Origin of the sequence: Halomonas halodenitrificans DSM 735, assembly GCF_000620045.1 — a bacterium.
Classification (GTDB): Bacteria; Pseudomonadota; Gammaproteobacteria; order Pseudomonadales; family Halomonadaceae; genus Halomonas; species Halomonas halodenitrificans.
This window is the reverse complement of the sequence record NZ_JHVH01000008.1, coordinates 24,600-46,745: the sequence shown is the minus strand read 5'-3', so window position 1 is coordinate 46,745 and position 22,146 is coordinate 24,600. Positions and strand designations below refer to the sequence as shown.

Here is a 22,146-nt window from a genome sequence, read left to right as displayed (position 1 = left end):
CATGGCCATTTGCAAGATCGATTATCAGGCGCCGGCCGAGCTGCTTCGCGACCGCGTTATCCTGGTCACCGGTGCCGGAGACGGTATCGGTCGGGATGCGGCCCTCGCCTATGCGCGCCACGGCGCCACGGTGATCCTGCTGGGGCGCACCACTGCCAAGCTGGAGGCGGTCTACGATGAGATCGAGGCGGCGGGCGGTCCCCAACCGGCCATCTTTCCGCTGAACGTCGAAGGCGCCAGCCTCAAGGACTACCAGGACATGGCCGAGACGCTGGACAAGGAATTCGGCCGCCTGGACGGGATCCTGCACAATGCCGGGCTGCTCGGGCGCATCACGCCCTTCGAGCAGTACAACCCGGAGCTGTGGGAGCAGGTCATGCGGGTCAATATCCATGGCCCGACCTGGATGACCCAGGCGTTGCTGCCGCTGCTCAAGGACTCCCGGGACGCCTCGGTGATCTTCACCTCATCCAGCGTGGGCAGGAAGGGGCGGGCCTACTGGGGAGCCTACGCGGTCTCCAAGTTCGCCACCGAAGGCTTCGTGGAGGTACTCGCCGAGGAGCTCGAGCACCTGGGCAATGTCCGGGTCAACACCCTCAACCCGGGCGCCACTCGCACCCAGATGCGCCGCTCGGCCTATCCGGGAGAGGACCCGGATACCCTGCGCACGCCCGAGGCCATCATGCCCACCTACCTGTGGCTGATGGGGCCGGACAGCCACGGGCACAGCGGCGAGAAATTCGACGCCCAACCCCCCAGGACGAGTTAACTGGGGTAGTAACTGGGGTCAGCCCCCTCAACCTGGGGTCAGACCCCTCAACCTGGGGTCAGACCCCCAACCCCATGGGGTCTGACCCCAATCGGGGTGGCTAGCCGCCTTCCGTGAGGAGGGCGGCGACCAGTTCCTCGCCGGTCTCGAACCAGAGGTCGGCGGGCCAGCCACGAAAATCCTCGCCATCTTCCATATAGCCCCAGCCCACCGCGACGGCGGGCATGCCGGCGGCTCGTGCCGCCTGGATGTCACGCAGGTGGTCGCCGAGATACCAGCAGGATGAGGGGGTCACGCCCAGCCGGCGCGCGGCCTCCAGCAGCGGGGCGGGGTCGGGCTTCTTCACCGGCAGATCATCCGCGCAGAGCAGCGCCCCGGGCGCCAGGGTCAGGGCCTCCACCAGCGGGGCGGCATAGGCCCGCGGCTTGTTGGTGACGATCCCCCAGGCCGCTCCCCGGGTCTCCCAGGCATCGAGCAGCGGGGCGAGCGGGGCAAAGACCCGACTCTCGGCGGCCACGTCGTCGCCGTAGGCGGCGAGCAGGAAGTGCCGGGCCTCAGCGTGCCCTGGCGTGTCCCGGGCCAGTCCCAGGGCGAGCTCCACCAGGGCACTGCCGCCGTTGGACACCTGGGCGCGAATCACCGGATAGGGCAGGGCGGGGAGGCCATGGTGCGCGCGTAGCGCATTGGTGGCCCGGGCCAGGTCCGGGGCGGTGTCCACCAGGGTGCCGTCGAGGTCGAAGAGCAGGGCGGCGGGGGCGGGGTGAGGGGTCGACATCAGGCATCCTCGCGTTGACAGTGCATCAGGTAATTGACCGAGACATCGGTGGGATGAAGCCGATAACGGCGGGTCAGGGGGTTATAGACCAGGCCGCTCTGCTCACGCACCGCCAGGCCCGCCTCCCGGCACCAGCGGGCGAGCTCCGCGGGGCGAATGAACTTGGCGTAGTCATGGGTGCCTCGGGGCAGCATACGCAGCACATATTCGGCGCCGACCACGGCCAGGGCCAGGGCCTTGGGGTTGCGGTTGAGTGTCGAGAAGAACACCTGGCCTCCGGGCTTGACCAAGGCCGCGCAGGCCCGCACCACCGAGCCGGGGTCCGGGACATGCTCGAGCATCTCCAGGCAGGTGACCACATCGAAGCGGCCCGGGGCCTCCTCGGCCAGGGCCTCGACGCTGACCCGGCGATAGTCGATGGCAAGCCCGCTCTCCTCGGCATGAAGGCGGGCGACACCCAGCGGGGCCTCGCCCAGGTCGATGCCGATGACATCGGCGCCACGGTGCGCCATGCCCTCGGCGAGGATGCCGCCGCCGCAGCCGACATCCAGCACCCGCCGCCCGGCCATGCCGGCGCGGGCGTCGATGAAATCAAGCCGCAGGGGGTTGATATCATGCAGCGGCTTGAACTCACCCGTGTTGTCCCACCAGCGTTCGGCCAGGGCCTCGAACTTGGCGATCTCGTCGGGGTCCATGTTTTCCACTGGTGACGGCGTTGTGCCCATTCGCTCTCTCCTGGTTAATAAGGGAGGTTGACAAGGGAGTGACCGGCGCGGGGCGGTGGCAGACCACGCCGAGTCCGGTATCATTGGGGGCATTCTACCCGTTGCCGGCGGCGACTTCCCGTCTCGCGTGCCGGTGTGATTTCCTATTCGCGACCCTCGACAAGGACTGCCCATGATTCGCAAGGCCGTACTTCCGGTAGCCGGTTTCGGCACTCGCTGCCTGCCCGCCTCCAAGGCGATCCCCAAGGAAATGATCACCATCGTCGACCGCCCCGTGATCCAGTACGTGGTCGAGGAAGCCGTCGCCGCGGGTATCCGCGATATCGTGCTGGTGACCCACGCCAGCAAGGGGGCCATCGAGAACCACTTCGACAAGCACTTCGAGATGGAGGCGAGCCTCGAGGCCAAGGGCAAGCACGAGCTGCTCGAACAGCTGCGCTCGATCGTCCCCGACGACGTCAATATCATCAGCGTGCGTCAGCCCGAGCCGCTGGGCCTGGGGCACGCGGTGCTCTGCGCGCGGCCGGCGATCGGTGACGACACCCCCTTCGCGGTGCTGCTCCCCGATGTGCTGGTGGACGGCGAGGGCCTCGAGCGCAACGACCTGGGCGGCATGCTGGACGCCTTCGAGCGCACCGCCCATGCCCAGTTGATGGTGGAGGAAGTGCCTCACGAGATGACTCGCCAGTACGGCATCGTCGACACCGGCGGGGAGGTGCCCGGCCCGGGGGAGTCGCGCCCCTTGGCCGGCGTGGTGGAGAAGCCGCCGGTGGATGAGGCGCCTTCGGACCTGGCGGTGATCGGCCGCTATGTGCTGCCCGGCAGTATCTTCGCCCTGTTGGCCGAGACTCCGCCCGGCGCCGGAAACGAGATCCAGCTCACCGATGCCATCGAGGCCCTGCGGGCCCGCGAGGGCGTCGACGCCTACCGGATGAGCGGCAAGACCTTCGACTGCGGCCACCAGCTCGGCTACCTCGAGGCCACGCTCGCCTACGGTCGTCGCCATGCCCGCTATGGCCAGGGGTTTCGTGAACTGCTGGCACGTTACGCCGGGGAGGACTGAACCATGCGTGTGCTGGTCCACGGCAGCGAGCTCGCCGCCGCCACCGCCGCCGCGGCCCTTTCCTCTGTGGGCCACACCGTCACCTGGCTGCCGCATGCCGACCAGCCCTGGTCGGCCCTGCGTCAGGCCGACTGGCTGATCCGCGAGCCACGCCTGCTCGACCAGCTCGAGGCCGGATTATCCGGTACTGGGCTGCGCCTGGCAGGCGACGCCGAGGACGCCCTGACAAGCCCCCAGGAGGTCGTCTGGCTGGCCCTCTCGCCCGAGCAGCGCAGTGAACTCGACACCCTGTTCGCGGCGCTGAAGGGCGCCGGCGACCGGCCGCGGCTGCTGGTCAATCACTCGACCTTCCCGGTCGGTGAGACCGAACGGCTGGAAGGCCGACTGGGACAGGGCAGCCACGCCGTGGCCCTGTCGGACATGATCGAGGAGGGGCGCGCCTGGGACACCTTTACCCGGCCCAGCCGCTGGTTGCTGGGCTGTGACGATGCCGGGGCCGAGGCACAGGTGCGCGAGTTGCTGCGTGCCTTCAATCGCCGCCGGGAGGTCATCCAGTGCATGCCGCGGCGCGCGGCGGAACTGACCAAGCTGGCCATCAACGGCATGCTGGCCACCCGCATCAGCTACATGAACGAGGTGGCGGGCCTCGCCGATAGCCTGGGTGTCGACGTCGAGTTCGTGCGCCAGGGCATGGGATCCGACCCGCGTATCGGCTATGAATATCTCTACCCCGGCTGCGGCTTCGGTGGCCCCAACTTCTCCCGGGACCTGGTGCGCCTGGCCGACGTGCAATCCGCCAGCGGCCGGCATTCGGCCTTGCTCGATCAGGTGCTCGACATCAACGAGCACAAGAAGGAGACGCTGTTCCGCAAGCTGTGGTCACACTTCAACGGCCGCCTCGAGGGGCGCTGCGTGGCGATCTGGGGGGCGGCCTTCAAGCCCGGCACCGCCCGCATCGACCATGCGCCGGTGCTGACGCTGCTGCGAGCGCTATGGGCCCAGGGGGTGCGGGTTCGCCTCCATGACCCGGCGGCACTGCCCGCCTTGCGCGAGGAGGTCGGAGACCACCCGTTGCTGGAGCTCATGGACGCGGATCCCCTCGAGGCATGCCGGGGAGCCGATGCCCTGATGCTGGTGACCGAGTGGAAGGCCTACTGGAATCCCGACTGGCGTGAACTGGCCTCGCGACTGACGGAGCGCCTGGTGCTGGATGGTCGCAATATCTATGATCCCCAGTGGGTCGCCGCCCAGGGGCTTCACTACCGGGGCATCGGGCGCCGGGCCGACCCGTGAGTCGGCATCATCGGTGTACGGCGGGGCCGGCGAAGTTGATGGCCGCGAACCACCAGTTGGCCAGTTTCCAGAAGGAAGAGAGCGGCGTCGGGGCGCTCGGGTCCGCCGCGGGATGGTGGACCAGCAGGGGCGTCAGGCCAAGCGTCAGGGGCACCTGGTGTGCCTCGCTGCCCAACACGGCCAGCCCCTCTGGGCCCCGCACCAGCCATATCCAGCCGTCGTCGGGGGCCTCGTCGGCGGCGGTGGCGAAGGCCTGCTCGAGACCGGCGAGACTCCCCCAGCGGGCTTCGATCGCCTGTATCAGGGCGGCGTCCGGCGAGCCGCCCTGGGGCGAGAGCGAGTGCCAGTAGAAGGTCAGGGCCCAGGCCTTCGCCGCCTGGCGGGCGATGTCCGCCTCGCCACCGAGGAGGATCGCCTCCAGCGAAGCGGCCGCCCAGGGGGTGCCGGCCACCCGCCGGTTGAGGCGGGTCAGGCAGGCCCGCTGGGTCTGGCCGTGGAGCCGTATCACCGTCTCGCGCGACAGATGCGGCTCCAGTGCCTTGGTATCGTAGGGCAGTGCGGGCAATTCGAAGGGCATGGATCGTCCTTGGCGCAGAAGGCGGTGATACGGCATGATATCAGGCGACCCGGATCCCGGCATCCCGTCCCCGGCCACACGAGGAGCAGAGCATGGCAGAGCGACCGGAACCCCGCCGCGACGCCGGATCGATAATCCCGGATCCGGAGGCCAGCCTGGCGGCACACCGTCCCCGGCATCCCGAACCGCCGCGGGTGTGGCCGCTATGGCTGCTGATCCTGATGCTTGTCGCGGCCCTGGCGGCGATGGGCTGGTTCGGCTGGCAGGAGCGCCAGCGTCTGACGGCAGAGACCGCCCGGCTGAGCGGTGAGCTCTCCAATGTGCATGCCCGCTTCGATGCCGCCACCGGAGACGACGACGGCCTCGACCGCCTGGAGGCCCGCCTCGATGCCCTGGCCAATCAGGATGCCCCTCTAAAGCCTCGCCTCGCGGCCCTCGAGGACGACCTGGCCACGGGGGTCGAGCGTCTCGAGGGAGTGATCGCTCGGCACGAGACGAGCCTGGCCCGCATGAAGGAGGCCGCCGCGACCCGGGAGGCGACGCTTTCGGCCTTCCAGGAATCTCTCGATGCCCTGGAGCGCGCCGGAGAAGAGGGACGTGGCGCCCTCGGCGAACGCCTCGATATCGTCAGAGAAGCCCAGGGCGAGAACGCTCGGCGTCTCACCGAGCTAGAGGCGCAGGGCATCGAGGCGGCGGCACTCGAGACGCTGCGCGATGAGCGGGAGGCGGCCGAGAAACGCCTCGCCGACACCCAGGAAACACAGCGCTCGCGCCTCGACACCCTGCAGGCGCGCGTCGCTACGCTGACCGAGACACTTGAAGGCGTCGACGAGGCGCGGGAAGATGGGCAACAGCAACAGGGTGCCCTGCGCCAGCGCCAGACCGCGCTGGAGGCCGAGATTGGCGAATTGCGTCGAAGTCAGCTTGCGCTCAGCGCACGGCTCGAAGCATTGCGTCCTTGACGCCCACGGCAGGACTCCCCCCCGAGTCGCAGACGGCAAGGCGTAAGGATATGGAGAATCATAGCGGAGTACGCCTGATCGCGGCGACACTGGCACTGGGCATGCTGCCCGTCCCGGCGGCGATGGCCATCGAGGCCCGGGTCGATGGGCTCGAAGGGGACGTGGCGAAGAATGTGAGCCACTACCTCGAAGGACTGGATGAGACGCAGTACAGCCGCGCGCGGCTCGAAGGTGAGTCACGCCGCCTTGCCGCCGAGGCGATGCGGGTCTACGGCTATTACGAACCGGAAATAGAAGCCCGGCTGGCCGAAGGCGAGGCGCCCGAGTTCGTCGAGCTGGTCATCGACCCGGGCGCGCGAGTGCGTGTCGAGACTCTCGATTTTCGCCTGGCGGGGGATGCCCAGGATGATCCGCCTTTCCAGGAAGCCATCGATGAATTCCCCCTGGCCGAGGGGGACCCTCTGGTGCACGCCCCCTATGACAGCCTGCGTGGCAAGCTGGCCAATCTCGCCATGGAACGGGGCTACTTTCAGTGGCGTTACGCCGACCGCCGCATGGAGGTGCGCCCCTTCGCCGAGAGCGCGAGGCTCTACCTGGCCCTGGATAGTGGGCCACGCTATCGTTTCGGCGAGGTTGCCATCAGCGGCAGCCATATCGAGCCCGAGCGCCTGCGCAGACTGCTTCCCTTTGCCCCGGGTGAGCCCTATCTGGCCAGTGAGCTTGCCAGCTTCAACCAGCGTCTGGGCCAGACCGAATGGTTTCGCTCCATTACCGTCAAACCGCGGCTCCAGCAGTCCTCTCTGGCCCTCGAGGAGGGCTCGCCGGGCTGGACCGAGGTTGTGGCCACCCAGGGTGGGGAGCGCTATACGGCGACGCCGCGTGTTTCCGGGGCGGCCCTCGAGGGGGCCACGGCCCTGACCGCCCGCCAGGAAGCGCGCCCCTCGGTACCCATCGACGTCAGCGTGGCCCCCGCCGACCGTCACCGTTTCGAAACGGGGGTCGGCTACGCCACCGACGTGGGTCCGCGCATGCGATTCTCCTGGGAACAGCCCTGGATCAATCGCTACGGCCACGGGCTCGATCACGACCTCTATCTCTCGGCTCCCGAACAGCGCTTCGGGGGCGTCTACAAGATGCCCCTCGACAATCCGCTGCGCGATAGCTACCGCTTCCAATACGGGATTAGTCACAAGGACAATGACGACACGCGCTCGCTGGAGGCGACCGTCGAGGGCGCGCGCCGCTGGGAGTTCGACAACGGCTGGATCCAGCACCTCTATGTGCGGACCACCTACGAGGACTACACCCAGGGGAGTGACAGCGAACAGGTGCTGCTGCTCTATCCCGGCATCCGCTGGTCGCGCACCCGCACCCGTAACCCGACGTTCCCCACCTGGGGTGACTACCAGCAGTTGAGCCTGGAGGTCTCCGACAGCACCTGGGGTTCCGATGCGGATTTCGTCCGCGTCACCGGCGATACGCGCTGGATTCGCAAGATCGGTGCCGACAACCGCGTGGTAACGGGGCTGGGGTTGGGGGCCATCGAGACCAACGACTTTTCCCTGATTCCCCCGTCGCTGCGCTTCTTTGCCGGCGGCGACAACAGCGTGCGTGGCTACGGCTACGAGAGCCTGTCGCCGGAGGACGATGATGGCGACCTGACCGGCGGGCAGCAGCTGTTGACCTACAGCCTGGAGTGGCAGCATCGCGTCACCGGCGACTGGTGGGGGGCGGCCTTCGTCGACACCGGCGATGCCTTCGACGACTGGGGCCCCGACGACCTCAAGACCGGCGCCGGACTCGGCGTGCGCTGGATATCACCGGTGGGGCCGATCCGCCTGGATATCGCTCATCCCTTCGACGACGAGGACAATTCGTGGCGCCTACACTTCGCCATCGGTCCAGAGTTTTGACCCTGCTCTGGGCACTGATACGCCTGCTGATCCTGCTGCCTCTCTGGCTCTTCGGCCTGGTCTGCCTGGCGCTGGGCCTGGGGCTCTCGCCCTGGGGCACCGGCCTGCTGCTCGATCAGGGGGAGCGCCTGGGGTTGTTCAGCGTGGACGCCTACGAAGGGGCGCCCCTGGATCGCCTGGTGGTCGAGGGCTTCTCCATGCACGCCGGGACGGCCAACGTCGCCCTGGATCGCCTGGAGATCGCCTGGTCAGACGAATGCGTGCTATCCGGCCGTCTCTGCCTGGAGGTGCTGGGCATCGAGGGGGCCCGGGTGCGCCTGGCCGAGGGCGAGGGCACCGACGCCGAGGAGCCGACGCCGGCGGGCGAACCACCCGGCCCCATCGAGCTGCCATTTCCCATCGAGCTGCGGCGGATATATCTCGAGGATGTCGAGGTGATGCTGGCCGATGGCACTCGGCTGCGCTGGGACCACTTCAGCACCGGTGCTCGGGCCCAGGGCGATACGCTAAGGCTTCTGCCCACGCGCCTGTCCGGCACCCGCCTGCTGCTGCCGCTCTCGCCCGGCGCCCGGCTGGCACTGACCGAAGGCGAAGAAGAGGGGCCACGCCTGACCGCGGCCGGGATCGATGCCGCCATCACCGTGCGTTCGCCGCTGCCCGAGGAAGTGGCCGCCCCGGCCGAAGGGCTGGCGGCCGGGGACCTGGTGGAGCAGCCTCGCCGGGAGCTGCCCGAGGTGACGCTACCATTGCGCGTGGAGGTACCGGAGCTGCTGGTGGAAGATAGCGCGGTGGAAGGGGCCGTGGACTATGGCGTCGAACGGCTGGCCCTCTCGCTCTTCGGCGAAGGCCATTCCCTGGAGATACGCCCGCTGGAGGTCTCGACCCGCGACGTTGACGCCAGCCTCGAGGCCGCCATCACGCTGAGCGATGATTATCCGCTCGAGCTGCGCCTCGAGACCGCCCTCTGGCTTCCCGACATCATGCCGGCGCTGGCCGGTCAGCGTATCGCACTGGGCCTGGATGGCAGCCTCGCCGATTTGTTGATGCGCCTGGAGCTCAGTGGCCCCGTCGACCTGGCGCTGGATGCCCGGGCCGATCTGCTCGACCCCACGCTGCCGTTGACCGCAAGCCTGGCCAGTGACCTGGTGCAGTGGCCGCTCCCCGGGCACCAGACCACCACCAATGCCCAGGGAGAGACGGTTGCCGTCGCACCCTGGCTGGTCAAGGACCTGGCCCTGCGTCTGGAAGGGAGCCTGGTGGGCTATCGTCTCGCCACCTCGCTCAAGGCCGAGGGGCCCGAGCTTCCCTATACCCGGCTGGCACTGGCCGGCAGTGGGGACCTGACGCATTTCGCCTGGACGCCGCTGTCGCTTGCGATGAGCGAGGCCTCGGTGACCAGCCAAGGGCGTGCGTCCTGGGAGGATGGCATCACGGTCGATGCCCGGGCCCGACTCGACAATGTCGACCCCGGCCAATTCGTGGAGGGACTGCCCGGCCGCCTCGATGGCGACGTGGCGCTGGGCTTTCAGCAGGGGGAATCCGGCTGGCAGCTTGGCATATCCGAGCTTTCCATCGACGGTGAGCTGCAGGAGCGCCCGCTCGCCCTGCGGACCGAGCTCGAGGGTGACAGCGAGATGCGCTGGGATATCACCCGGCTGGACTTCCGACAGGGCGAGAATCGACTGCAGCTGGCGGGGCGGGTCAGCGAGCCTCGGATCGCCCTCCAGGGCGAGATCGACATGCCGAACCTGGCAAGCCTGCACGAGTCGCTCTCGGGGCGGGTCAGCGGCGGCATCGAGGCGGCCGGCAGCCTGAAAGCGCCCCAGCTGGACCTGGACCTCACCGGTGAGTCCCTGGCCTTCGCCGAGAATCGCCTGCGCGACCTCAGCCTGTCCGGCCGCGTCAGCGGCCTGGAGGACCCGGCCATGGAGGTGGGCCTGACGCTTGCCGGCCTCGAGGCCGGCGGCCAACGCCTGGACGAGGTGACCCTGGGGCTGAATGGGCGACTCTCCGACCACCGCCTCACCCTGGAGGCCGAGGCGCCTTCGAGCATGCCGCTCTCCCGCGCGGCCCTGACTTTGGAGGCGGGACTCGACGCCCAGCGTACGGCCTATGCGGGACGGCTGTCCCGCCTCGAGGTCGATGCCGAGCAGGGCGATCTGCGTCTCGACACGCCGATGGTATTTGCCTCCGACCTCGAGCAGGGCAGCGCCCGGGTCGAGCCCTTCTGCCTGACCCGGCGCCAGGGCGGCAGCCTGTGCCTGGTCGAGACCATGACGGCGTCGGCGGATGGTGGGGCGGTTCGCCTCAGGGTCGAGGAAGTGCCCATGGCGCTTGCCGACCCGTTTCTGCCGCCCGGCTGGGCCGCGCAAGGCGATACCGGCCTCGACCTCGATGCCGGCTGGGGGGCGGACGGTAGCTGGCGTGCGAACGGCCGCCTGGAGAGCCGCCTGGCCCTGGATGGGCAGGATGCCTATGGCCAGCCCTGGTCGCTGCCCGAGACCCGCCTCGCGGGGGAGTTCGACGCCAATCAAGGCGCCGCCGACCTCGATCTCGAGCTGACGCTCGACCAGGCCGGGAGCCTGGCCCTGGAGGCCCGCGTCGACGACCCCGTCGGTGCGGGGAGCCTGTCGGGCCGCCTGTCCCTCGATGGACTGCGCCTGGCCCCCTATCGTGGCCTGGCCGCCGGCATGGAAACCCTGGAGGGGCGGCTCTCGGGCAACGTCGATCTGGGCGGTCGCCTCGAGTCCCCCGAGATGCGCGAACGCATCGCCCTGACCGGTTTGAAGGCCAGCGGTGCCGATGTCCCCGTTGAGGTGCGTGATGGCGAGCTGGGCATCGACCTGGAGGGCACGGCGGCCAGCATCGACGGTTATATCACCGCCGAGGAGGGGCGGCTGGATATCGACGGCGATGCCGCCTGGCCCACGCCGGACGACTGGCGTGCCGACGTCTCCCTGCGCGGCGTCGACCAGCCCATCCTCGCGGTGCTGCCGGAATTCGGGCGCCTGCGTATCGCCCCGGACCTTGCGATTCGTGCCCGCCCGACGCGGCTTCAGGTACGCGGCGAAGTGAGCGTGCCCTGGGCACGCCTGGAGGTCGGGGAACTGCCGGCCTCGGCGGTGGCACCCAGCCCCGACGAGGTGATCATCACCCAGGAAGATGACGAGCAGGCTCGGCGTGAGGCCGAGCGTGCAGCGCAGCAAGCCGATAGCGGTGAGGATACCGCCGAGGCCATGGCCGACGCCGGCATGGCGTTGGACGTGCAGATCGAGCTGGGCCTGGGGCCGGACATGGAGCTCTCCGCCTACGGCCTCGAGTCCGGCCTCTCCGGCACCCTGGAGGTGCGCCAGCAGGACGGGCCGGTACAGCTGTTCGGCGATGTCAGCCTGGTGGACGGGCGTTTCCGCGCCTATGGTCAGGACCTGATCATTCGTGAGGGTCAGCTGTTATTCAGCGGCCCTCCCGGACAGCCGCTGCTCAACTTCGAGGCGGTGCGCAACCCGGACGCGACTCAGGATGGCGTCGTCGCCGGCCTGCGCGTGACCGGCAGCGCCGCGTCGCCGCAGCTCGAGGTGTTCTCGGAACCCGCCATGGACGAGGCGAGCGGGCTCTCCTATGTGCTGCGCGGGCGGGCGCCCAACGACAGCGATAACGACGGTGCCCTGACCTCGGCGCTGGTGGGGCTCGCCGTGGGGCAGGCCGGCGGTGCCGTGGGTGGCATCGGCGAGGCCTTCGGCGTCTCGGACCTCACCCTGGACACCGCGGGAAGCGGCGATGATAGCCAGGTCACCCTCAGCGGCCAGCTGACCGACGACCTCGAGGTAGGCTATGGCGTAGGCGTCTTCTCGCCCATCGCCGAGCTGACCCTGCGCTACAACATCTGGCGTAGCCTTTACCTGGAGGCGGTCTCCGGTGCGGCACAGGCGGTGGACCTGGTCTACAGTTTCAGCCGCGCCGGCAACCCCAACACGCTCGATGATACTCGACAGGAGAGCCAACCATGACGCTCGACCTCTCCCGGGCCCTGCCCGGACGCGATACACCCCTCGCCATCGGCGGGGTGCATGCGGTCAATGGCCGTTCGATGCTGCCGCCGTTTCCCGAGGGGCTGCAGCAGATCGTGCTGGGCCTGGGCTGCTTCTGGGGGGCCGAACGGTTGTTCTGGCAGCTCCCCGGTGTGTACGTCACCGCCGCGGGCTACGCCGGTGGCATCACACCGAACCCCACCTACGAGGAGTGCTGTAGTGGGCTGACCGGCCATGCCGAGACGGTGCGCGTGGTGTTCGATCCCGCCGAGATCGACCTCGAGCGGCTGCTGCAGCACTTCTGGGAGGCCCACGACCCGACCCAGGGGAATCGTCAGGGCAACGATGTCGGGTCACAGTACCGCTCGATCATCCTGACCGCCGACGAATCACAGCAGGCGCTGGCGTTGCGCACCCGGGAGGCCTATCAGCGGGCGCTCGCGCGCGCAGGCGGTGGCCGCATTACCACCGAGGTCGAACCCCTTGGCGACTTCTACTACGCCGAGGAGGTCCACCAGCAGTACCTGCACAAGAACCCCGGCGGCTACTGTGGCCTGGCCGGCACCGGCGTCAGCTGCCCCATCGGTCTGGGTGCCTAACACACTATCGGGGTCAGCAGGGTCAGCTGTCCCATCGGCCTGGGCGCCTAGTGTCCCAGGCCGTCGAGGCTATCCCATAACGCCGCCACCGCCGGCTGCTGGTTATCGACACGGCGAAACAGCCGGATCTCCATGGGCACCCACCAGCGTTCGCCGCCGGCCGGTACCAGGCCGCCGCTGGCCAGGGCGTCTTCTACGTTGGACTCGGGCAGCCAGCCCAGGCCGTAGCCCAGGGCCACCAGTTCGCGAATGTTGCCGCTCTGGATGCTCTCGTTGAGGATGCTGAACGCCGGCGCGTCGCCGAGGCCGGCGAGGTGGGAGCGAATCGCCGCGGCGGTCAATCCCCCCGGGTGATAGGCGATCAGGGGCAGGCGCGCCGCGCCCTCCAGCCCGAAGCGGGGCTGGCCATCCGCCTCCGGCAGGGAAAGGGGAATAAACCGCTCGTCGGCCAGCCGGCAGGAGAGATAGTCCTGGGTGTCCGGCTCGACCCCGCAGGGGGCACAAGGCCAGTAGCAGAGCACCAGGTCACACTCGTCATGAGCCAGGGCCCGAAAGAAGTCGTCCGCCAGCCAGCCGGTGGCCCGCAGGTCGGGCGTGACGGGGGGCGGCACCGGCCACTGGCCCAGCCACGCCGGAAGAAAGTGGCTCAACAGGCTCTGGGGGGCTGCCAGGCGGATGCGCCCGGCATGCTGTTCGGCGAGCTGCGCCAGGCGTCGCCGACTCTCGGCCACCCGCCGGGAAACATCATGGCACAGGGCCAGGAATTCCTCGCCGGCCGGGGTCAGGGAGAGGGGCAGCGTCTGACGATTGATCAGGACGGTGCCCATCTCCTCCTCGAGCAGCTTGATGCGGCGGGAGAACGTCGGCTGCGTTACGTTCTGCTGCTCTGCCGCCCGCGAGAAGTGTCGCGTATGCGCCAGCGCCATGAAATCCTCGAGCCAGCGCAGCTCCATGTGCTCTCCCGTTGCCGTGCCAAGTTGCCGTGCCCAAAGGGCATTATGCCAGATGCCTGACGGGGTCAGTCGATTCGGCCTTCTTCGACCCCGTGGCAGGCGACCTGGCTGCCATCCTCCCGGGCGATCAGCCGAGGTATCTCCTGGCGACAGCGCGCATTGGCATGGGGACAGCGGGCATGGAACACGCACCCCGGGGGCAGGTGGACCGGCGTGGGCACCTCGCCTTCCAGGCGAATATGCTGGGGGCGTTCGTCCTCGAGCCGGGGTATCGCCGACATGAGCGCCTGGGTGTACGGATGGCGCGGCGTGGCGAAGAGCGTTGCCGTGGGAGCGACTTCACACACGCGTCCCAGATACATCACCGCGACTCGAGTACCGAAGTGCTCGACCACGGCGAGGTCGTGGGTGATGAACAGATAGGTAAGGTTACGATCCCGCCGGGCGTCCATCAGCAGGTTGAGCACCTGGGCCTGGATCGAGACGTCAAGCGCGGAAATCGGCTCGTCGGCGACGATGAATTCGGGGTCCACGGCCAGGGCTCGGGCGATGGCGATACGCTGACGCTGACCGCCGGAAAACTCGTGGCCGTAGCGCTTCCCCCAGTCCGCGGCGATGCCCACCGACGCCATGACCTCATCGACCTGGTCACGGACCTGTTGCCGGCTCCAGTCGGGGTGATGCAGGCGAATGGGCTCTTCCAGGGTCTGCTGGATGGTCATGCGCGGATTGAGCGACGCATAGGGGTTCTGGAAGATCATCTGCATACGCCGCCGGTAGGGCATCAGCGCCTGGGTCGAGAGGTCATCGATGCGCTGGCCAGCGTAATGAACCTCGCCCGCCGAGGGGTGCAGCAGCCCCATCACGGTACGCGCCACCGTGGACTTGCCGCAGCCGGATTCGCCGACCACACACAGGGCCTCGCCGCGCTGGATCTCCAGATCGACCCCGTTGATGGCGTGGACATGCACCTGCTCGCGTACCAGCTTGCCGCCCTTGAACTTGAGCTGCTCGAGGAAGTCTCCGGAGAGCGAGAAGCGCTTCTCCAGCCCACGAATCTCCAGCAGGGTCTTGTCCTTCCCGGTGTCGGACCGGGAGGGTGTCCGTCGCGCGTGGGATGCAGTATCGGTCATCGGGTGGTCTCCTGTGCCGGAATACGCTCCTGGTCGAGCATTTCGGCCACCATGTGACAGGCCGCCTGGCAGTTGCCGGAGGCGACGAACTCGGGTACCTGGGTTCGGCAGGCGGTACGCTCGCTGCCATCCGGACGCCGGGTAAAGCCGCAGCGAGGATGGAAGGCGCAGCCGCTGGGCAGGTTATCCAGCGACGGCATGCTGCCGGGGATCTGATTGAGCCGGCTGCCCGGCGTGGCCATCTGGGGCAGGGCGTTCATCAGCCCCTGGGTATAGGGATGCTGGGGGGCATTGATGATCTCCCGGGTCGGACCCTGCTCGATCCCCCGGCCGGCGTACATCACCAGCATGCGCTGGGTGACCTGGCTGACCACCCCCAGGTCGTGGGTGATCAGGATCAGGCCGACGTTGTGCTTCTCGCACAGCTCCAGCAAGAGGTCCATGATCTCGGCCTGGATGGTCACGTCCAGTGCCGTGGTGGGCTCATCGGCGATGATGATATCCGGGTCCAGGAGCAGGGCGATGGCGATGATCACGCGCTGACGCATGCCACCGGAGAGCTCGTGGGGGTACTGGTCGAGGCGCGCCTCGGGAGAGGGGATATGCACCTGTTCCAGCTTGCGCAGGGCGATGGCACGCGCCTCGCGCCGCCCGATGCGACGATGAGCCTTGAGACACTCGACCATCTGCTCGCCGATGGAGAGCACCGGGTTGAGCGTCATCATCGGATCCTGAAAGATCATCGAGATGCGGTTGCCGCGGATCTGGCGCAGGGTGCGGTCGCGCATGCCGATCAACTCCTGGCCGTCGAAGCGGATGCTGCCACCGGCGATATAGCCGGGCTTGGCGATCAAGTTGAGCAGGCTGAAGGCCGCGACGGACTTGCCGGCACCGGACTCACCGACGATGCCCAGGCGTTCGCCGCGGTCGAGGGTAAAGCCGACGTCGCGCAGGGCCCTGACGTCGCCATGGCGCAGGGCGAAGCGCACGTCGAGCTGGTTGACTTCGAGAAGTGACATGGGAACTCCGTAAGCGTCATCAGCCCTGGTGATACACCCAGGGGCGCGGGTTGAGCGTCGCGTGCCGGAAGGCGCCGGGCAGATGAAAAAGATCGAGCCGTTGCATGGGGATCAGCCCTTGTAGAGGCGAGGATTGAGCACATCGCGCAGCCAATCGCCGAGCAGGTTGATCACCAGCACCAGCACCACCAGCACGGCGCCGGGAATCAGGGTGATCCACCAGGAGCCCGACTGGATGTAGTCGAAGCCCGACTTGATCAACGAGCCCAGCGACGGGTGAGTCTCCGGCATGCCCAGCCCCAGAAAGGAGAGGGCGGCCTCGGAGATGATGGCGTTGGCCACCTGCACCGTGGAGATCACGAAGATCGGCGACAGCGTATTGGGCAGGATGTGGCGAAACATGATACGTCGGCTGGGCAGCCCCATGGTGCGGGCGGCATCCACGTATTCCTTGCCCTTCTCGGCGAGCACCGAGGCCCGCACCGTGCGCGCATACTGGGGCCACTCGGCGAGGCCGATGATCAGCACCAGCAGCGGCACCGCATAGGAGCTGAAGGTGGCGCCCCCGAAGATCGCCTTGACCAGGGCACCCACCACGATGGCTACCATCAGGGTGGAAAAGGACAACTGGATATCGGCCAGGCGCATCAGAAAGGCATCGATGCGCCCGCCCAGGTAGCCGGCCATCAGGCCGAACACCACACCCAGCAGGGCCTGCAGCGCCACGGCGCCGAAGCCGATGATCAGCGAGACCCGGGCGCCATACAGGATGGTGGAGAGCAGGTCGCGCCCCTGGGCGTCGGTGCCCATCATGTAGGCGGGGTCACTGCCCTCGATCCAGAAGGGTGGCAGCTCCGAGGCCAGAATATCGATCTGCGCCAGGTCGTAGGGGTTCATCGGCGCCAGCCAGGGGGCCAGCACGGCGCCGGTCACGAAGACGATAAACACCAGCAGGCTAAGCTGGGCGATGGGATCGCGCTTGAAGCTGTAGAGCAGGTAGGAGTCGCGCAGGCGCTCCCAGCGGCTCGGCAGGGGCGGGGCCTGCAGGGGAGAGGTCTCGGTAGTCATGCGGGCTTCCCTGTAAGCTTGACGGTGGGGTTGACCATGCCGTAGATAAGGTCGACCAGCGTATTGGTGATCACGAAGATCAGGCCCACGATCATCAGGTAGGTAATGATCAGCGGGATATCCGAGCGGTTGATGGCGTTGAGGAACATCAGGCCCATGCCGGGCCACTGGAACACGGTCTCGGTCAGGATGGTGTAGGCCACCAGGGTGCCGATCTGCACGCCGCCCACGGTGATCACCGGGAGCATGGTGTTCTTGAGGGCATGCAGGAAGTAGATGCGGCGCAGGCTGATCCCCTTGGCCCGGGCGAACTTCACATATTCCGACTGCAGTACCTCGAGCATCTCGGCGCGTATCAGGCGGATGAACAACGGCAGCATGATCGACGTCAGCGAAATCGCGGGCAGCACCAGGTAGACAAGCCCCTCGGTCGACGCGAAGTTCGTGTACCAGGTGCCGAAGACGTGCACCGGGTCACCGCGGCCATAGGCGGGCATTCCCCCCTCGGTGGAGAGCACGCCGTTGAGCCAGCTGCCCCAGCCCGATTCCGCAGGAAAGGGAGCCCAGCTCACCCCGATGGAGAACAGCTGGATCAGCACGATGGCGGTTAGAAACACCGGTATGGAGATGCCGACGATGGAGGCCCCCATGAAGAATCGTGACAGCCAGGCGCGTGGCTTGATGGCACTGTAGACCCCGATGGGGACCGACAGCAGCACGATCAACAGGGTCGTGGCCGCCACCAGCTCCAGTGTGGCGGGAAGATGGCGCATCACGACCTCGGTGGTCGGCTCGTTGAAGATATAGGAGTAGCCGAAGTCCAGCTGGGCGGCGTTCTTCGCGAAGCGCAGGTACTGCACCATGAAGGGGTCGTTGAGGCCCAGCTCTTCACGCAGGGCCTCGCGCTCGCTTTCGGGCACCGACTGGCCGACCATCTGCTGAATCGGGTCGCCGAGGTTATCCTGAATGGAGAAGGCGATAAGGCTGATGACAAACATCACCAGCAGCGCATGGAAGAGGCGCTTGATCAGAAAGGCGATCATGGAGGTGTCCTGTGGGCAGACAGGAGGCGTCGCACTCCCGGGAGGAGTGCGTCGCTCATTGATGGGGAGTCGGCAAACGGATGCTGCCGGCCCGGCGGGCCGGCAGCGGGGTCAATCGTCCGCGTCGATGACCAGATCCCCGAGATAGGGGAAGTTCATCACGTTGATCACCGGCTCGATGTTGACGTTGTCTGCCGCCGCCCAGGCCAGGTCCTGCCAGTGCAGGGGCACGACCGCGGCCTCGTCGTAGAGGGTCTGTTCGACCTGCTGCAGCATCTCGGCACGCTTCTCGAGGTCCACCTCGAGGTTGGCCTCGGTCACGAGCTTGTCGAGCTCCGGATTGCAGAAGTTGCCGGCGTTGTACTGGCCGGCGCCGGTATCGGCATCCGGGCAGGCGGTCAGGTACTCGTGGAAGTTGGCGCTATCCTCGGTATCGGAGTGCCAGCCGATCATCATCATGTCGGCGGCCCGGTCATCGAACTCGCCCCAGTACTGCGCCTTGGGCAGGGTCTTGAGGTCCACATCGACATTGATGCGCGCCAGCATGGTGGCGACCGCCTGGGCGATCTTGGCGTCGTTCACGTTGGGCGCCATCATGCTGATCTCGAAGCCATCCCCGTAGCCGGCTTCTTCCATCAGGGTCTTGGCCTTCTCCAGGTCATAGCGGCGCTCGAGGGAGTCGATATGGCCGACATACCCATCCGGGGAGAACTGCGCCGCCGGCGTGGCGAAGCCCTTCATCAAACGGTCGGCAATGGCGTCCTGATTGACGGCATAGGCGAAGGCCTGGCGCACCTTCGGGTCCTGGAAGGCCTCGACGCGCTCCTGGTTCATATGGAAAAAGATGATACGCGTGCCGGAGAGGGTCACCAGCTTGGCATCATCACTCTCGCGTACGCGATCGAGGTCATTGGGCGGGACCGGGGCGATGAAGTCGACGTCACCGGAGAGCAGGGCGGCCACCCGCGTGGCGTTCTCGCTGATCGGCGTCAGCACGATGGTGTCGACGTTACCCGGCGACTCGCTGTCCCAGTAGTCGGGGTTGCGCGCGAACTCCATGCGCGTGCCCTTGCGATGCTCGACCACCGTATAGGGGCCGGTGCCCGAGAGGTTGGAGGACGCGAAGGAGTTGCCGTTCTTGACGATCTCGTCCTTGGCGTCGCCATCTTCATCGGTGCCGGAATAGTACTCGCTATCCATCGGGAAGATGTAGGTGGCCAGGTTGAGCAGCAGCGGATAGGGGTCGGCGGTCTTGAACTCCACCGTGGTCTCGTCGATGGCCGTGACGCTCTCGATGGGGTCGAAGATCGCCTTGAAATCGGGGCTGCGCTTGAGGCGCTCCACGGTCCATACGACATCGTCGGCGGTGAAGGCATTGCCGCTGTGGAAGTCGACGCCCTCGCGCAGGGTCATGCGCATGGTGGTGTCGTCGACCTGCTCCCAGTCGGTGGCCAGGCGCGGCTCGAAATCGAGGTCCTTGGTCCAGCGAACCAGAGGGTCATGAGTCATGTGGGACAGCTGCAGGATGCCGCCGGAAAGCTGCTCGTGGATATCCAGCGAAACCGGGTCCGCATCATAGGCCATGCGCAGGGTGGTCTCGGCGCTCGCGGTAACGGGCAGCAGAGCCGCACCGGTCATGGTGGCGCCTACGACGGCGGCCAGTAGAGTGCGCTTGAACATCATGTCGGGTTCCCTTGATCAGGATTGTTGTTGGTGCGCGACCTCGCGCACGAGGGTTACATATCCCAACATAGAGACCCGACGAGGATCGGTACAATCGAAATTCCGATTGGCGTCATGCGCTGGACGAATGAGCCGGTGATTTTTGATACGAAGGTCGAATAACTGCTGGTTACTAACCGATGGTTGAGGCCGCCATCCGACCGGAGCGGCGGCCTTGTCGGGGTCTCAGCCGGCGGGGGTGGCGCGCTTGATCCGGTAGAGGTCGGCGGCCTCTTCCGGGCCGGCGATGGTGCAGTCCAGGTCCTTGACGCGGCCATCGGCGAGGCCATATACCCAACCGTGAAGCCAGATGTCCTGACCGCGCTGCCAGGCTTGCTGGATGATCTTGGTGCGGCTCAGACGCGTCACCTGAGAACAGGCATTGAGCTCGCACAGCCGGTCCACACGCGCTTCTGTCTCGAGTGGTTCGAGTTCATCACGGTGCAGATGATAGAGCTCACGCACCGAATGCAGCCAATTGTCGACCAGGCCATTATCGCCGCCCTCGAGAGCCGCGCGCACGCCACCACAGCCATAGTGGCCCACCACCATGATATGGCGCACCTTGAGCACATCCACCGCGTACTGGAGTACCGACAGCGCATTGAGGTCGTTATGGTGCACCAGGTTGGCGACGTTGCGGTGCACGAAGACCTCGCCGGGGGGCAGGGCGATGATCTGGTTGGCGGGGACACGGCTGTCCGAGCAGCCGATCCACAGATAGTCGGGATTCTGCTGGTTCGACAGCCGCGCAAAGAAGTCCGGGTCGTCGCGATGGACTCTTTCGGCCCAGGCGCGGTTGTTTTCCAGCAGGGTTTCGATTTCCTTTCGCATGGTGGGCCTCGGTTGTGGGGGGGAGCGTCATGGGAGCGGATAGACGTCGCAAGAAAGAGTGGGCGCTTTTTTACCGCTCCTTGGGGAAGCGGTCAACACGAGCGCTGCCGCCGACCGGCCATCGGCCTGGTACGCATGTCGTGCTATGCCGTCGGGTTTCTATCGCTGCTATCATCGCCTCATCAAATTCAGGGGCCAAGTGCCCATGGCAAGGAGCAACATCGTGTCCGATATCGAACCAAACGCCTACGACTGGGATCTCTTCGTGATCGGCGCTGGCTCGGGAGGCGTCCGTGCCGCGCGCACGGCAGCCGCCAGCGGCGCTCGGGTGGCCGTGGCGGAGGACCGCTATCTCGGTGGCACCTGCGTCAATGTGGGGTGCGTACCCAAGAAGCTCTACTCCTATGCCGCGCATTTCCATGACGCCTTCGAGGATGCCGAGGGCTTCGGCTGGCGTCAGGCCCAGCCGCCGAGCTTCGACTGGCCGACGCTGCGTGACAACAAGATTGGCGAGATCAAGCGCCTCAACGGCATCTACTCGCGGCTGCTCGAGGGGGCGGGAGTGCGCCTGATCAACGGCCGTGCCCGGGTGGTCGACGCGCATCATGTTGCGGTAGGCGACGAGGTCTACAGCGCCGAGAAGATCCTGGTCGCCGTCGGGGGCTGGCCCTGGATACCCGACTTCCCCGGCAGCGAGCTGGCCCTTAGCTCCAACGAGGTCTTCGACCTGGCGAGCTTCCCGGAACGCTTCCTGGTGCTGGGCGGCGGCTATATTGCGGTGGAATTCGCCAGTATCTTCAATGGCCTGGGCAGCGATACCCACCTTGTCTATCGTGGCGAACTCTTCCTGCGCGGCTTCGACCGCGAGGTTCGTGAGTTTACCCGGGACCAGATGGCGGAGAAGGGCGTTGGGCTGCGCTTCGAGACCAATGTCGAGCGTATCGACAAGGGCGAGAATGGCCTGCTGGTGACCCTGACCGATGGCCAGGTCCTGGAGGTGGATGCGGTGCTGTCCGCCACCGGGCGCCGCCCCCACCTGGAAGGGCTGGGCCTGGATGCCCTGGGCGTGGAGCGGGATGCGAGCGGCTATCTAAGGGTCAATGATCGGTTCGAAACCTCGGCGCCCTCGGTGCTGGCCCTCGGCGACGTCATCGGCGGGCCGGAGCTCACTCCCGTGGCGCTCGCCGAGGCGATGCACCTCGTCCGGTGTCACTACGCGGATACGCCGCCGAGCGCGCCGCTGGACTACCGCAATATCGCCACGGCGGTCTTCTGTCACCCCAATATCGGTACCGTGGGGCTCTCCGAGGAGCAGGCGCGGGAGCAGTATGGCGAGATCCGCGTCTACAGTGCCGAATTCCGCCCCATGAAGCACACCCTGTCGGGGAGCAGCGAACGCTGCCTGATGAAGCTGATCGTCGATGACGCCAGCGACGTGGTCGTCGGGGCCCATATGGTGGGCGAGGAGGCCGGCGAGGTCATCCAGGGCATCGCCATTGCGGTCAAGGCCGGCCTGACCAAGGCCGACTTCGACGCGACCGTGGGTATCCATCCCACCGGTGCCGAAGAGTTCGTCACCATGCGCACGCCGACCCGGCGCTAAATACGCTTTACCAGGGCCGCCTTCGGGCGGCCCTTTTCATTGCGTCATTGCCGGCAACCTGAACTAG

18 protein-coding genes are annotated in these 22,146 nt (G+C 67.0%); 8 read left to right on the top strand and 10 right to left on the bottom strand.

From position 1 onward, the window contains the following. Window position 1 precedes the first annotated feature (1 nt). Window positions 2-769, top strand: coding sequence for a YciK family oxidoreductase (locus Q358_RS0105320; protein ID WP_027961107.1), 768 nt, complete (start codon window positions 2-4; stop codon window positions 767-769). 100 nt (window positions 770-869) lie between these two features. Here the strand turns inward: Q358_RS0105320 and Q358_RS0105315 are convergent, their stop codons facing one another. Together Q358_RS0105315 and ubiG are read right to left on the bottom strand one after the other, a co-directional pair. Beyond that, the gene (locus Q358_RS0105315) at window positions 870-1,544 is read right to left on the bottom strand and encodes an HAD-IA family hydrolase (protein ID WP_043487706.1); all 675 of its coding nucleotides are present in this window, start codon (window positions 1,542-1,544) and stop codon (window positions 870-872) included. Beyond that, entirely contained in the window at window positions 1,544-2,269 is a 726-nt protein-coding gene (gene ubiG, locus Q358_RS0105310) for a bifunctional 2-polyprenyl-6-hydroxyphenol methylase/3-demethylubiquinol 3-O-methyltransferase UbiG (protein ID WP_027961105.1), read from the bottom strand. Before ubiG ends, Q358_RS0105315 begins: the two co-directional genes overlap by 1 nt. 172 nt (window positions 2,270-2,441) lie before the next feature. Here ubiG and galU point away from each other — a divergent pair, with 172 nt between their 5' ends. Together galU and Q358_RS0105300 are read left to right on the top strand one after the other, a co-directional pair. After that, window positions 2,442-3,332, top strand: a complete 891-nt coding sequence (gene galU / locus Q358_RS0105305) for a UTP--glucose-1-phosphate uridylyltransferase GalU (protein WP_027961104.1) — start codon at window positions 2,442-2,444, stop codon at window positions 3,330-3,332. Window positions 3,333-3,335: 3 nt separating this feature from the next. Beyond that, on the top strand, window positions 3,336-4,625 hold the full coding sequence (locus Q358_RS0105300; RefSeq protein WP_027961103.1) for a nucleotide sugar dehydrogenase: 1,290 nt from the start codon (window positions 3,336-3,338) through the stop codon (window positions 4,623-4,625). 7 nt (window positions 4,626-4,632) lie between these two features. Here Q358_RS0105300 and Q358_RS0105295 read toward each other — a convergent pair whose 3' ends face one another. Beyond that, on the bottom strand, window positions 4,633-5,202 hold the full coding sequence (locus Q358_RS0105295) for a Fe-Mn family superoxide dismutase (protein ID WP_027961102.1): 570 nt from the start codon (window positions 5,200-5,202) through the stop codon (window positions 4,633-4,635). A 92-nt stretch (window positions 5,203-5,294) separates the two neighbouring features. On the opposite strand from Q358_RS0105295, the gene Q358_RS0105290 reads away from it, so the two are divergent. Genes Q358_RS0105290 through msrA form a run of 4 tightly spaced genes read left to right on the top strand, consistent with a single transcriptional unit; the run spans window position 5,295 to window position 12,704 of the window. Beyond that, complete coding sequence (locus tag Q358_RS0105290) at window positions 5,295-6,164, top strand: coiled-coil domain-containing protein (RefSeq protein WP_027961101.1); 870 nt, start codon at window positions 5,295-5,297, stop codon at window positions 6,162-6,164. A 50-nt stretch (window positions 6,165-6,214) separates the two neighbouring features. Further along, the gene (gene tamA / locus Q358_RS0105285; protein ID WP_043487704.1) at window positions 6,215-8,077 is read left to right on the top strand and encodes an autotransporter assembly complex protein TamA; all 1,863 of its coding nucleotides are present in this window, start codon (window positions 6,215-6,217) and stop codon (window positions 8,075-8,077) included. Continuing rightward, entirely contained in the window at window positions 8,041-12,084 is a 4,044-nt protein-coding gene (gene tamB / locus Q358_RS0105280; protein ID WP_051530199.1) for an autotransporter assembly complex protein TamB, read from the top strand. The genes tamA and tamB overlap by 37 nt, the downstream gene beginning before the upstream one ends. Next, the gene (gene msrA, locus Q358_RS0105275) at window positions 12,081-12,704 is read left to right on the top strand and encodes a peptide-methionine (S)-S-oxide reductase MsrA (RefSeq protein WP_027961098.1); all 624 of its coding nucleotides are present in this window, start codon (window positions 12,081-12,083) and stop codon (window positions 12,702-12,704) included. The genes tamB and msrA overlap by 4 nt, the downstream gene beginning before the upstream one ends. Before the next feature lie 47 nt (window positions 12,705-12,751). On the opposite strand, the gene Q358_RS0105270 is transcribed toward msrA, so the two are convergent. The 7 genes from Q358_RS0105270 to can form a co-directional block, all read right to left on the bottom strand. Further along, complete coding sequence (locus Q358_RS0105270) at window positions 12,752-13,657, bottom strand: LysR family transcriptional regulator (RefSeq protein ID WP_027961097.1); 906 nt, start codon at window positions 13,655-13,657, stop codon at window positions 12,752-12,754. 65 nt (window positions 13,658-13,722) lie between these two features. Next, window positions 13,723-14,790 carry an ABC transporter ATP-binding protein gene (locus Q358_RS0105265; RefSeq protein WP_027961096.1) on the bottom strand — a complete coding sequence of 356 codons (1,068 nt, stop codon included), beginning with the start codon at window positions 14,788-14,790 and terminating at the stop codon, window positions 13,723-13,725. Then, window positions 14,787-15,809 (bottom strand): ABC transporter ATP-binding protein, encoded by a 1,023-nt coding sequence (locus tag Q358_RS0105260; protein ID WP_027961095.1) that lies wholly within the window; start codon window positions 15,807-15,809, stop codon window positions 14,787-14,789. Before Q358_RS0105260 ends, Q358_RS0105265 begins: the two co-directional genes overlap by 4 nt. Before the next feature lie 111 nt (window positions 15,810-15,920). After that, window positions 15,921-16,877, bottom strand: a complete 957-nt coding sequence (locus tag Q358_RS0105255; protein ID WP_027961094.1) for an ABC transporter permease — start codon at window positions 16,875-16,877, stop codon at window positions 15,921-15,923. Beyond that, entirely contained in the window at window positions 16,874-17,920 is a 1,047-nt protein-coding gene (locus tag Q358_RS0105250; protein ID WP_027961093.1) for an ABC transporter permease, read from the bottom strand. The genes Q358_RS0105255 and Q358_RS0105250 overlap by 4 nt, the downstream gene beginning before the upstream one ends. 111 nt (window positions 17,921-18,031) lie before the next feature. Beyond that, complete coding sequence (locus Q358_RS0105245; protein ID WP_027961092.1) at window positions 18,032-19,603, bottom strand: ABC transporter substrate-binding protein; 1,572 nt, start codon at window positions 19,601-19,603, stop codon at window positions 18,032-18,034. A 225-nt stretch (window positions 19,604-19,828) separates the two neighbouring features. Continuing rightward, the gene (gene can, locus Q358_RS0105235) at window positions 19,829-20,476 is read right to left on the bottom strand and encodes a carbonate dehydratase (protein ID WP_027961091.1); all 648 of its coding nucleotides are present in this window, start codon (window positions 20,474-20,476) and stop codon (window positions 19,829-19,831) included. A 232-nt stretch (window positions 20,477-20,708) separates the two neighbouring features. Here can and gorA point away from each other — a divergent pair, with 232 nt between their 5' ends. Then, window positions 20,709-22,079 carry a glutathione-disulfide reductase gene (gene gorA, locus Q358_RS0105230; protein ID WP_425402539.1) on the top strand — a complete coding sequence of 457 codons (1,371 nt, stop codon included), beginning with the start codon at window positions 20,709-20,711 and terminating at the stop codon, window positions 22,077-22,079. Window positions 22,080-22,146: the final 67 nt, after the last annotated feature.